Annotated in this window: 11 protein-coding genes, 3 tRNA genes and 2 pseudogenes; 13 read left to right on the top strand and 3 right to left on the bottom strand. The window is 68.6% G+C overall.

Annotated elements, in window-relative coordinates:
* Window positions 1–465 precede the first annotated feature (465 nt).
* From nuoK to ACQPZ4_RS48135, 3 genes and pseudogenes are all read right to left on the bottom strand, one after another.
* Window positions 466–846: pseudogene (gene nuoK / locus ACQPZ4_RS48145) on the bottom strand (NADH-quinone oxidoreductase subunit NuoK); the annotation flags it as partial.
* Window positions 846–1,367 (bottom strand): NADH-quinone oxidoreductase subunit J family protein, encoded by a 522-nt coding sequence (locus ACQPZ4_RS48140; RefSeq protein ID WP_433052521.1) that lies wholly within the window; start codon window positions 1,365–1,367, stop codon window positions 846–848. The gene ACQPZ4_RS48140 and the pseudogene nuoK, both read right to left, overlap by 1 nt.
* A 210-nt stretch (window positions 1,368–1,577) precedes the next feature.
* Window positions 1,578–2,111, bottom strand: a pseudogene (locus ACQPZ4_RS48135) (NuoI/complex I 23 kDa subunit family protein); the annotation flags it as partial.
* Window positions 2,112–2,174: 63 nt separating this feature from the next.
* Here ACQPZ4_RS48135 and ACQPZ4_RS48130 point away from each other — a divergent pair.
* The 13 genes from ACQPZ4_RS48130 (at window position 2,175) to rplA (ending at window position 10,954) form a co-directional block, all read left to right on the top strand.
* Complete coding sequence (locus ACQPZ4_RS48130) at window positions 2,175–2,465, top strand: hypothetical protein (RefSeq protein WP_433052518.1); 291 nt, start codon at window positions 2,175–2,177, stop codon at window positions 2,463–2,465.
* 898 nt (window positions 2,466–3,363) lie between these two features.
* A complete protein-coding gene (locus tag ACQPZ4_RS48125; RefSeq protein WP_433052515.1) occupies window positions 3,364–3,573 on the top strand; it encodes a hypothetical protein in 210 nt (69 codons plus the stop codon).
* 69 nt (window positions 3,574–3,642) lie between these two features.
* On the top strand, window positions 3,643–6,183 hold the full coding sequence (locus ACQPZ4_RS48120) for an EAL domain-containing protein (protein WP_433052512.1): 2,541 nt from the start codon (window positions 3,643–3,645) through the stop codon (window positions 6,181–6,183).
* 184 nt (window positions 6,184–6,367) lie between these two features.
* Window positions 6,368–6,440, top strand: a tRNA-Thr gene (locus tag ACQPZ4_RS48115).
* Window positions 6,441–6,472: 32 nt separating this feature from the next.
* Window positions 6,473–6,545, top strand: a tRNA-Met gene (locus ACQPZ4_RS48110).
* A gap of 110 nt (window positions 6,546–6,655) precedes the next feature.
* Window positions 6,656–6,823: a 50S ribosomal protein L33 gene (rpmG, locus tag ACQPZ4_RS48105; RefSeq protein WP_350619868.1), complete on the top strand. Its 168-nt coding sequence runs from the start codon at window positions 6,656–6,658 to the stop codon at window positions 6,821–6,823.
* Window positions 6,824–6,970: 147 nt separating this feature from the next.
* Entirely contained in the window at window positions 6,971–7,417 is a 447-nt protein-coding gene (locus tag ACQPZ4_RS48100) for an FAS1-like dehydratase domain-containing protein (RefSeq protein ID WP_433052507.1), read from the top strand.
* 3 nt (window positions 7,418–7,420) lie between these two features.
* Window positions 7,421–7,849: a MaoC family dehydratase gene (locus tag ACQPZ4_RS48095; RefSeq protein ID WP_433052504.1), complete on the top strand. Its 429-nt coding sequence runs from the start codon at window positions 7,421–7,423 to the stop codon at window positions 7,847–7,849.
* A gap of 107 nt (window positions 7,850–7,956) precedes the next feature.
* A tRNA-Trp gene (locus ACQPZ4_RS48090) sits at window positions 7,957–8,029 on the top strand.
* A 217-nt stretch (window positions 8,030–8,246) separates the two neighbouring features.
* Window positions 8,247–8,732 carry a preprotein translocase subunit SecE gene (gene secE / locus ACQPZ4_RS48085; protein ID WP_433067058.1) on the top strand — a complete coding sequence of 162 codons (486 nt, stop codon included), beginning with the start codon at window positions 8,247–8,249 and terminating at the stop codon, window positions 8,730–8,732.
* A gap of 195 nt (window positions 8,733–8,927) precedes the next feature.
* Window positions 8,928–9,563, top strand: a complete 636-nt coding sequence (gene nusG, locus ACQPZ4_RS48080; RefSeq protein WP_433067056.1) for a transcription termination/antitermination protein NusG — start codon at window positions 8,928–8,930, stop codon at window positions 9,561–9,563.
* Between the two features lie 140 nt (window positions 9,564–9,703).
* Entirely contained in the window at window positions 9,704–10,135 is a 432-nt protein-coding gene (rplK, locus tag ACQPZ4_RS48075; protein ID WP_433052501.1) for a 50S ribosomal protein L11, read from the top strand.
* 87 nt (window positions 10,136–10,222) lie between these two features.
* Window positions 10,223–10,954 (top strand): 50S ribosomal protein L1, encoded by a 732-nt coding sequence (gene rplA, locus ACQPZ4_RS48070; RefSeq protein WP_433052498.1) that lies wholly within the window; start codon window positions 10,223–10,225, stop codon window positions 10,952–10,954.
* The last annotated feature ends 60 nt before the right edge of the window (window positions 10,955–11,014 follow it).

Here is an 11,014-nt window from a genome sequence, read left to right as displayed (position 1 = left end):
GGCTCCGGTCTCAGCTCCGGCGCCAGCCTCAGCTTCGGCACCAGCCGCATTTTCGGCACCGGGCTCAGCGTCGAACTCCGCTCCGGCACCGGGCTCAGTTTCGGTGCCGGCGTCGGGCTCAGCTCCGGCGCTGGACCCGGCTTCGGTGCCGGCCGCTACGTCGCTGCCGGCCCGCACCTCTCCTCCGCTGATCCGAACAGCCTCGTCGTCGGCCTGCGCCCGCTCGTCGTCGACCTGGGCCACGTCATCTCCGACTACCGTGGCCCTGCCGTCGGCCTGAGCCCCTTCGTCGCTGGCCCCTACAACCTCGTCGTCGACCCGTGGCGTTTCGTCGTCGGCGCTCGCGGCCTCGGCGGCGCCCCTTGCTTCGGTGGCACCACCTGCGGTCACTTCGTCGGCGCCCCCTGCGGTCTCTTCGTCGGCGCCCGGCATCTCGACGTCGGTCCGTCCGACCTCGACGTCGGTCGGTGTTGCTTCTTCCGACAGGGCCATTGGCTGCGAGCCGAGCCGGGGAGTTGTCGGCGGTGGCGGGGGAGCGGGCCCGTCGCCGAGGGGAAGGTCGTCGACGCCGACCGTCTGGCGGAGCCGGTACAGCTGCAGGATGAGGGCCAGACCGACCCCGATCTCCGCGGCGGCCAGGACGATCACGAACAGGGTGAACGACTGCCCGGCGTTGGGGACGGCGGCTCGAATCGTCGCGTCCGCCGACACGAAGACCAGGTTGACCGCGTTGAGCATGAGTTCGACGGCCATCAGCAGGAGCACGGCGTTGCGGCGTACCAGGACGCCGTACACCCCGATGCCGAACAACAGGGCCGCGATGGTGAAGGGCAGGACGGGATGCATCAGCCGCGCCCCCGTCCCGTCATGCGGGTACCGATGTCCGGGCGGGAGACCACGATCGCGCCGACCAGGGCGGCCAGGAGCAGGACCGAGACGAGCTCGAAGGGCAGTACCCAGGTGCGGAACAGCGCAGCGCCCAGGCGCTCGGCCGTTCCCGGTTCCGGGAGGTCGAGCCGGGTCCACCGGAATGCGTCGATGAGCAATGCGGCCAGTCCGGCTCCGGCGCCGGCGCCTATCAGGACCCCGGGCCATCGGGTGCGGTCCAGGTCGTCGCTCGCGCCGATCGGGGCTCGGGTGAGCATCACGGCGAAGAGCAGCAGTACGACGACCGCGCCGACGTAGACGAGCACCTGGACCCAGGCGACCAGCTCGGCGGTCAGCACCAGGTAGAGGCCGGCGATCGCGCCCAGGGCGACGACGAGCCAGAGGCCGGCGCGCACGACATGGCGGGTCGTCACGACCAGTAGGCCGGCCCCCAGCGCAACCGCGCCGAGCGCCAGTGTGAGCACGTCCGCCACGGTCATCGCTGCGCCCCTTTCTCTGCGCGTCATCCTGCCATCCGGGTATGACAGGAATCGACCGCCGGGCCGCCTCGCGATCACCCTCGGTTCCCGCGCAACATCAAGATGCGCTCCACGGGGTTCGGTCTGCGCGTGCTCCGGTTCAGCTTGCGCAGGCGTCTGCCGCGTAGTCGGACGACCTCAACGGTCAGTTCGGCATCGCGGGAACGGTCAGTCGGCGTCGCGGGCGGCGCGCTTGGCGGCGGCCGTCTGCTCCTTGGCCGGCTCGCCCCGCGGATCGTGAGCGGGCGGCGCCGGTACCGTCGGCACCCACTCCTCGAGCCGCTGCTTTTCGTGCAGGAGGTCGCGGATGTCGTGCTCGGCGTACTCGAACTCCGGCGACCAGTGCAGCGCGTCGAACGGGCAGACCTCGATGCAGATGCCGCAGTACATGCAGAGGGAGAAGTCGATCGCGAACCGGTCGAGGACGTTGCGCTGGCGGGCGCGGGCGGCGCCGGGGACCAGGACCTCTTCCTTGTGCGAGTCGATGTAGATGCACCAGTCCGGGCACTCCCGCGCGCACAGCATGCACACGGTGCAGTTCTCCTCGAGCAGCGCGATCACGCCGCGGGAGCGGGGCGGGAGGTCGGGTTCGACGTCCGGGTACTGCTGGGTGTGCGACCGCTTGGTCATCGTGCCCAGCGTGACGGCCAGTCCCTTGGCGAGACCCTTCCCCGGAAACTCCACGTTCGGAAGGTAACACCGCACCCGAGAGGGTGGTGCGACTCGGCGGCCCCAAAAAATGTCGTACACCAGTTCTAAGATGTACCCATGAACGAGCGACGGTGGTGGAACGGCAGTTGGTCGCGGCTCACGCGCCGTGACGTCTACGTGCGCAACGCGGCCGAGGGTCGGTGGCAGGTCGAGCTTCGCCGGGGTGGGCCGGAGGGTCGGGTGCGGACCCGGGAGTTCGGCACCGAGCTGGAGGCGGTCGAGTGGATCGAGGCCTCGGTGGTCGGGGCTGAGGCGGAGTGGCGCGAGATCGTGGCGGCTCGGCCGAAGCGGAAGGCGCGCAATCGGCAGGGGGCGCTGAAGGCGGTCCCGGGCGGGCGGGTCGCGTAGGGCGGCGGGGCCGGGGCGCGGTGGGGCCGGGGCAGGGGGCGGGCGGGGGAGGGGACGGGGGGGCAGGCAGGGCAGGCAGGGCAGGCAGGGCAGGGCCCAGCGAGTCGGGCACAGGGCGAGTCGGGCCCAGAAACCGGTCGGGCGCAGACGGATTCGGCACGGAACAGGTCAGGCACGGAAATGGGTTCGGCACGAACGGGTCGGGCGCGGTAGGGCCGGCGTACGGCCCCCGCGAGGCGGGTCCGAAGCCGGCGGCGGGAAAGCCGGTGACCGGTCCGGGTGCGGTGGCCGCCCTCTTCAGGCGCGAAGGGCGGCCAGTGCGGAAGCAGGAGAGGGGTCGGCGAGCGCCAGGAACAAGTAATAGGGAACGGCGCCCAGTGCGTGGTGCCGGCTCAGCGCACCCAGGCGGTGCGCGCGCCGAGAGGGCGGTGGATCGCGAACCGCCATAGAGCCATCAGCCGAGCGTCGCAGCCGCGGGAGAAAATGCCGCGGCGGGGTGAGGGATTGTCCGGTTCCAGTGGGTGCGTCTAGTAAGTCGCAATGGCCGTGGTGTCCGCGATTTGAATGTTCGGCCGTGGTAGGTCGTTCGGACACGGAAGACACGAAGGAGGGCCCGATTTGGGCGGACTTGGGCCAGCCGAACGGCGGACCACGATGGAGGAAGCGGTGGCAGGGTTCGACGAAGGCCGACTGCCGACGGCGCCGAAACGTTGCGGGGACGCTGCGACGAGTGAGGTGATATAGCCGGTCCGCCAGACCTGAAATCGGCCGAAAGGTCGATTCTTCCGCGCGACCGCGTCATCTTGGCCCGCGCTCTGTTGGTCCTGACGTGGCTTGTGGCACGATCGTGGGTAACAAAACCGGGCCACGTGTCACAGCGATCGCATGGGAGCAACAGATGCGCGACAAGACGCTCGGCCGGTGGATTGTACGGCTGGCGGTGACCATCGGAGTTGGATCGATGGCGTTAGGCCTGTCAGCCGCTGCGGCGAACGCTGATGACTCGACCGCCTTCGGCCGGTCGCGACCCGGGCTCGTCGGCACGGCACAACTGTCCCCGGCCGCGCCTGAGCACATTTTCGTCACCGAAGACTTCAGCTGGGACTGACCCTACACGTCGCCGATGCAGCGGGGCGGCGGTTGATCATGGCCTCGGCTGCACGCGATTGGGGAACTGGTGCCCGCACCGAAGGCGCCGATCAGGCGCGCTGACACGCAGGCCTGGCTCGTTACCGGGCCGCTGATCGTCATCGGGTTCCTCATGGCCATGCCGGGCCTGTTCTTTGATCAGGCCCATCCGATCATGGACAACATCCAGTTCGCGCCCGTGCTGCTGCTCTTTGCCATTCTGGCCACGCACATGCAGCTGCGCCTGGATGTGCGCCGGCAGGTGCTGGCGATCGGCATGAACGACGTCCCGATCCTGCTGGCGCTGTACTACCTGCCGCCCGTGCTCGTGATCGTCATCCGGATCATCGCCGGGCTGACGTGGTACCTGTTCAACGTCCGGCCCGGGCCGCACAAGATCGTCTTCAATGCGGCCAGTCACTTCGCCGGTGTGGCGGCGGCGACGCTCGTCGTCTACACGATGCACATGGGCGGCGCGAGCGAGCCGCGCACCTGGCTGGTGCTGGCGCTCGCCATCGTTGCCAACAACATCGTCACGCTGGCCGCCGTCGCCAGCGTCATGACGCTCGTCCAGGGCGTCGCGCACCTGCCGCAGTTCCTGCGCACGGCGCTGCCCGGGTTCGGGGTGATGGCCGTCGGCATCGTGCTCGGCCTGGTCATGCTGCTGACGCTGCAGGCGAGCCCCTGGGCGATCCTCTTCCTGATCTTCATCGCCGTGGTGATGGTCCTGGCCAACCGGGCCTACGCGCGCTTCCTGCGCCAGCACCGCAGCCTCATGGAGATGTACGGCCTGACCCGCGACATCGCCAGCACCAACCACGACGGCACGCTGCCGGACGTGCTGCTCGGCCGGGTCCGCGCGCTGCTGGTGGCCGACTCGGCCTCGCTCTGGCTGCCGCCGCAGGGCCGGCACCAGGAGATCCTGCTGTCGGCACGGTTCGACTACCCGGGACTGCTCGATACCGCCCCGACGCCGGATCTGTTCCGGGAGCTGGCGATGCGCACCGGCCGTACCATCGCGGTGGGACCCCGGGTCGGCGACCCCGAACTGCGCACGGCGCTGCAGGAGGCGTCGGTCAAGGACATCATCGTCGTGCCGCTGCGCTCCGGGCGCGTCACGATCGGCACGCTGGAGGTGGCCGGGCGGCTCGGCGAGCGGACGGCGTTCGGCAAGGACGACGTCCAGCTGATCGAGACGCTCTCCGCGCACACCGGCGTCGCCGTCGAGAACAGTCGGCTTGTCGATCGGCTTCAGTTCGACGCCAACCATGACTCGCTCACGGGGCTGGCCAACCGGCGCCGGATGCTCGAGGCGCTCGGCGAGGCGATGAGCGGGCGCGGGCAGCAGCGGGAGGTCGTCGCCGTGCTGCTGTTCGACGTCGTCGCGCTGCGGCAGGTCAACGACTCGCTCGGGCACGCGGCCGGCGACAAGGTGCTGGTCGAGGTGGCCCGGCGGCTGCGGGCCCTCGCGCCGCAGGGTGCGCTGGTCGGCCGGGTCGGCGACGACGAGTTCGCGATCGAGCTGCGCACGGCCAGTGCCGACGCGGCCGCGAACGTCGCCGACACGTTACGCCAGGGCCTGCGCGATCCGATGGTGATCGATTCGCTGACGATCGACATCGACACGTACGTCGGCGTCGCGATCTATCCCGAGCACGGCACCGAGCCGGAGGAACTGCTGCAGCGGGCGCACGTGGCCACGCACGTCGCCAAGTCGCGGGGCATCGTCCAGGTGTTCAACGCGGGCCTGCAGTCGCGGGCGGTGCGGCGGGTGGGCCTGGCCGCCGATCTGCGCACGGCCCTCGCCGGCGGTGAGCTCGAGGTGTACTTCCAGCCCAAGGTCGCCCTCACCGACCGCCGGCTGGTCGGCGTGGAGTGCCTGGCCCGCTGGGAGCACCCGGTGCACGGGCAGGTGGCACCGCCGGACTTCGTCGCGGTCGCCGAACACACGGGCCAGCTCAACCGCCTGAACGATGTGGTACTCCGTGAGGCCATCCGCCGCGCCCGCGAGTGGGACGACGCCGGGCGGCCGCTGGTGGTGTCGGTGAACCTTTCCGCCCGTACACTCGGCGACTCTGAATTGCCGCTGCAGATCTCGGAACTGCTGGACGAGCACTGTGTCCCCGCCGACCGGCTGATCCTGGAGATCGCCGAGGACGAGGGGCTGCTCGCCGGCGGCCGGGCGCTGTCGACCCTCACCCGCCTGCGCGACCTCGGCGTGCGGCTCTCCGTGGACGACTTCGGCGCCGGTCGCTCGTCGTTCGCGGACCTGAGCCGCCTGCCGGTGCAGGAAGTCAAGATCGACCGTACGTTCGTGCAGGGCATGGCGACCTCGCCCAGCGATCTCGCGATCGTGCGGACGATCGTGGACATGGCGCGCAACTTCGGGCTCGACGTCGTGGCCGAGGGCGTGGAGAGCGAGCTCACGCTCGGGCTGCTCGAGGACATGCGCTGCGACATGGGGCAGGGCTTCCTGTTCAGCCGGCCGCTGCCGTACGAGCGCTTCGAGTCCTGGCTGCAGGTGCAGACCGCGGAAGACTCGGCCGAGGCCCCGGCGGGCGAGGTCCGCTGGCTCCGCGCAGTTCCGTAAAGACGCGCAACTCCGTCAGACGCGCGGCTCCGCAGGACGCCGGAAAACAGGAGCAGAAACCCCGATCGAGGCCCCGAAAAGGGCACCTGAGCTGCGCGTAGACCCAAAGTGGGCAAGTCGATTTCGTGCCTGGGGCGGGGCCGTGTACGCTTAGCGAGCGCGTGTGCGGGAACGTACGCGACGCGCCCCCTTAGCTCAGTCGGCAGAGCGTCTCCATGGTAAGGAGAAGGTCTACGGTTCGATTCCGTAAGGGGGCTCGAGACCGGGCTTGAGACATCGAGTCCGCCGCGGCGGTGTAGCTCAGATGGCAGAGCAAGCGGCTCATAATCGCTGTGTCGCCGGTTCAAGTCCGGCCACCGCTACACAAGCACTACGGGACGCCCGATTGGGCGTCCATCTGTGTGAGCCGCTATGATGGTTCGCTGGATCTGTATCCGCCCCACCTGAACGTTCTGAAGGAAGGCACTTCGCCATGGCCAAGGCGACCGACGTTCGTCCGAAGATCACGCTGGCGTGCACGGAGTGCAAAGAGCGGAACTACATCACGAAGAAGAACCGCCGCAACGACCCGGACCGCATCGAGCTGAAGAAGTTCTGCCCCCGGGACGGCAAGCACACCCTGCACCGCGAGACCCGCTAGTCGCCGGGCGCCCAGCGCCCGAGACAACGACCTCACGAAGCCCCGGCCCGAGCGGCCGGGGCTTCGTCGTGCGCGCAAAAGCCGCTGTGCGAGCGAGCGGAGGGCCTGCGACCGGGGCGGACGCGCGCGACCGGTAAATTTCTCGGTATGCCGCTGGATCAGTCGTTCTTGGGCCGGGTGTACCCGCCGACCCCGCCGTACGAGGTGGGCCGGGAGAAGATTCGCGAGTTCGCGGACGCGGTCTTCGCCGCCGACCCCGTTCACCGCGACCTGGCCGAGGCGCGGGCGCACGGGTACAGCGACGTCATCGCCCCGCCCACGTTCGCGATCATCCTCAGCCAGAACGCCGGCCAGCAGCTGGTCGACGACCCCGGGTTCGGGCTGGACTACAGCCGGGTCGTGCACGGCGGGCAGACGTTCAAGTACGAGCGGCCCATCCAGGCCGGCGATCACCTCGTCACGGTGATGGCGGTCGAGGAGATCAGCAGCCGGGCCGGGCACGGGTTCCTCACCACGCGGCATGAGGTTTCCACCGTCGAGGGTGAACCTGTCGTCACGATCTGGACCCGGCTCGTCATCCGTGGGGAGGGCTGAACGATGCAGCCAGGCACCGAGTTCCCGGCCCAGACGTACACGGTCACGCGAGCCACGCTGGTGCGCTACGCGGGCGCGTCGGGCGACTTCAACCCGATCCACTGGAGCGACCGCCAGGCGAGCGCCGTCGGGCTTCCGGGGGTCATCGCGCACGGCATGCTGACCATGGGGCTGGCCGGGCAGGCGGTGGCGTGCTGGGTGGGCGGTACCAACGCGATCGTGGAATTTTCGACCAGGTTCGCGAATCCGGTCGTGGTGCCGGATGACGACAAGGGCACCGAGATCGTGATCAGCGGCGTGGTGAAGAAGATCCTCGACGATGGCCTGGTGCAGATCGACGTGACCGCGACGTGCCAGGGCGAGAAAGTGCTGGGAGCGGCCAAGGCGATCGTCCGCGGCGCCCCGATCAAAAACCGGGGGGACAACCGGTAGAGGGGGGTGGTTGGGATATCCCGCCCGCAACCCGTACACTGGTCCGCCGTGGGGTGAGCAACTCGACACCGGCCTGTCCGGGGACGTCGGGGATGCCTTCCTCACGAAGGGGTGTGGCGCAATTGGTAGCGCAGCGGTCTCCAAAACCGCAGGTTGCAGGTTCGAGTCCTGTCGCCCCTGCGCCGAAGGCCTGACCTGGGTCTAGTGCGCCCGGCCGGAAGGCCGGGACGTCGACCACAGCGGTCACGGTTGGTCCGACCGCGTCGCCGCCGGCTCTCGCCGGGGGCTTCGCGAGTAGAGCCGAACCGGTGGTCGACGGGTCGTCCAAGGGCCCGGGGTCTTGCTGCCGGCCGACACCACGGACCGAGCACTCGCGAGATCACGGAAGAGGGCGAAAGTGGCCGAACGCAGGCGACGCGGGACCAACCCCGCCGACGATCGCCGTGAAGAGGAGCTCAGCGCCGAGGACGCCGCCATCGAGGAAGAGTTCGCCGACGAGCTGGACAGCCTCGACGCCGCGGACGACGTCGACGACGACACCGACGACGACGATCTCGACGACGACGAGACCGCGGGCAAGAACGGTCGCGCCAAGGACAAGACCAAGGCGGCCAAGTCCAAGGACCTGAAGGTCAAGGACGGCCAGAAGGTCAAGGTCAAAGAGGGCGGCTCGAACAACATCTTCGCGCGGCTCATCAACTTCATCCGCGAGGTTGTCGCCGAGCTGCGTAAGGTTATCTGGCCGACCCGCAAGGAGCTGACCACCTACACCGTCGTCGTTGTGGTGTTCGTGATCATCATGCTCGCCATCGTCGGCGGTCTCGACTACGGCTTCGCGAAGCTCGTCCTCTGGTCCTTCGGTAACGGCAACGCCGACCAGTAAGGCGCGGCGACGGCGCCGCGACCGCCAGGCGGCGCCGTGCGACCGGGCTTTGACCGGACCGCGACCGAAGCAACAAGGCCGACGGGGAAAAGGCCGGACGGCTACCGAAGACAAAGACAGACGGAAGTGAGCAGCGTGCAGGAATTCGACGAGACGCCCGGGACTGACGACGAGCAGCCCGAGGAGGCGTCGCCGGTGATGACGGCCGCCCCGACGGCGGCGTCCGAAGCCGAGGACCCCGTCGCCGAGCTGCGTGCCGCACTGCGCTTCGCGCCCGGTGACTGGTACGTCGTGCACTCCTACGCCGGCTACGAGAACAAGGTCAAGACGAATCTCGAGACCCGCATCACGAGCCTCGACATGGAAGAGTTCATCTACCAGGTCGAGGTCCCGACGCGTGAAGAAGTCGAGATCAAGAACGGCAAGCGCACCCAGGTGCAGAACAAGGTCTTCCCCGGCTACATCCTCGTCCGGATGGAGCTGAGCCCGGAGTCGTACTCGTGCGTGCGCAACACGCCCGGCGTCACCGGCTTCGTGGGCGCGACCGACCGGGCCGACCGCCCGGCCCCGCTCTCGCTCGACGAGGTCCTCAAGTGGCTCGCCCCCGCGGTGCAGCCCGAGGGCGGCAAGAAGGCCGGCGGCAAGCCCGAGGTCAAGGTCCTCGACTTCGAGGTCGGCGACTCGGTCACCGTCACCGACGGCGCCTTCGCCTCGCTCCAGGCCACGATCAGCGAGATCAACGCGGACCAGCAGAAGCTCAAGGTCCTCGTCTCGATCTTCGGCCGCGAGACCCCGGTCGAGCTCAACTTCAACCAGGTCACGAAGATCTAAAACGAAGGCCGCAAGGCCTGGTCAAAGATCTCAAAAAGCCCTGCGGTACGCTTGAGCGTCCGGCCGAAGATGCCGGGCGCTCATGCGTGCGTAAAGAACGCACGAAAAAACGATTCCAGCCCAGGAAGACGAAAGCAGCCATGCCTCCGAAGAAGAAGCTCGTCAAGACCTTCACGCTTCAGTTGCCGGGCGGCCAGGCCACTCCGGCGCCGCCGGTCGGTCCCGCCCTCGGTCAGCACGGTGTGAACATCATGGAGTTCGTCAAGGCGTACAACGCCCAGACGGAGTCCCAGCGCGGTGACATCATTCCGGCGCAGATCAGCGTCTACGAGGACCGCACGTTCACCTTCATCCTCAAGACGCCCCCGGCCGCCCGCCTGCTGCTCAAGGCCGCCGGCGTGCCCAAGGGCTCGGGTGTGCCGCAGAAGGACAAGGTCGGGTCGATCACCAAGGCCCAGCTCCGCGAGGTCGCCGAGAAGAAGATGGCCGACCTGAACGCGAACGACATCGAGATGGCCGAGCGGATCATCGCCGGCACTGCCCGCTCCATGGGCATCGTCGTCAAGGACTGAAGCACGGTCTGAAGCAAAACCGAAGCAGGTAGTGGGAGGACGCCCCGCGAGGGCGTCCGCACTGAGACCACAGGAGAAGTCAGCGACATGTCGCAGCACGGCAAGAACTACCGCAAGGCCGTCGACCTCGTCGACCGCAACGCGCTCTACAGCCCCATGGCCGCCGTCAAGCTGGCCAAGCAGACCACGACCGTGAAGTTCGACCCCACCGTCGAGGTGGCCATGCGCCTGGGCGTCGACCCGCGCAAGGCCGACCAGATGGTCCGGGGCACGGTCAACCTGCCGCACGGCACCGGCAAGACCGCCCGCGTCATCGTCTTCGCGCAGGGCGCCAAGGCCGCCGAGGCCGAGGCCGCCGGTGCGGACGCGGTCGGCACCGACGAGCTGGTCGCCCGCATTCAGGAGGGCTGGCTGGAGTTCGACGCGGCGATCGCCACGCCCGACCAGATGGCCAAGATCGGCCGGATCGCGCGGATCCTGGGCCCGCGCGGCCTGATGCCGAACCCGAAGACGGGCACGGTGACCATGGACGTCACCAAGGCGATCAACGAGATCAAGGGTGGCAAGATCACCTACCGCGTTGACAAGCACTCGAACCTGCACCTCATCATCGGCAAGGCGAGCTTCTCGGAGCAGCAGCTGGTGGAGAACTACGCGGCGGTGCTCGACGAGATCAACCGGGCCAAGCCGTCGGCCTCCAAGGGCAAGTACCTGCGCAAGGTCTTCCTCACCACCACCATGGGCCCGGGCATCCCGGTCGACCCGAGCAAGACCCGCAACCTCCTCGAGGACGACAGCGTCGTCACCGCGGCGGAGTAGTCAGCAGACTCCCAGCGAAGCGGTACCACCCGGGACAGCGTGTCTATGGCACGCTGTCCC

Origin of the sequence: Dactylosporangium sp. CS-033363 (assembly GCF_050942475.1) — a bacterium.
Taxonomy (GTDB): domain Bacteria; phylum Actinomycetota; class Actinomycetes; order Mycobacteriales; family Micromonosporaceae; genus Dactylosporangium.
This window is presented reverse-complemented; position numbering and strand designations above follow the sequence as displayed.

Excerpts from the sequence above, each read along its gene's own strand:
- ACQPZ4_RS48140 (WP_433052521.1), bottom strand. The coding sequence starts at position 1,367 with ATGACCGTGGCGGACGTGCTCACACTGGCGCTCGGCGCGGTTGCGCTG.
- ACQPZ4_RS48130 (WP_433052518.1), top strand. The coding sequence starts at position 2,175 with ATGAACGAGCGACGGTGGTGGAACGGCAGTTGGTCGCGGCTCACGCGC.
- ACQPZ4_RS48125 (WP_433052515.1), top strand. The coding sequence starts at position 3,364 with ATGCGCGACAAGACGCTCGGCCGGTGGATTGTACGGCTGGCGGTGACC.
- rpmG (WP_350619868.1), top strand. The coding sequence starts at position 6,656 with ATGGCCAAGGCGACCGACGTTCGTCCGAAGATCACGCTGGCGTGCACG.
- ACQPZ4_RS48100 (WP_433052507.1), top strand. The coding sequence starts at position 6,971 with ATGCCGCTGGATCAGTCGTTCTTGGGCCGGGTGTACCCGCCGACCCCG.
- ACQPZ4_RS48095 (WP_433052504.1), top strand. The coding sequence starts at position 7,421 with ATGCAGCCAGGCACCGAGTTCCCGGCCCAGACGTACACGGTCACGCGA.
- rplK (WP_433052501.1), top strand. The coding sequence starts at position 9,704 with ATGCCTCCGAAGAAGAAGCTCGTCAAGACCTTCACGCTTCAGTTGCCG.
- rplA (WP_433052498.1), top strand. The coding sequence starts at position 10,223 with ATGTCGCAGCACGGCAAGAACTACCGCAAGGCCGTCGACCTCGTCGAC.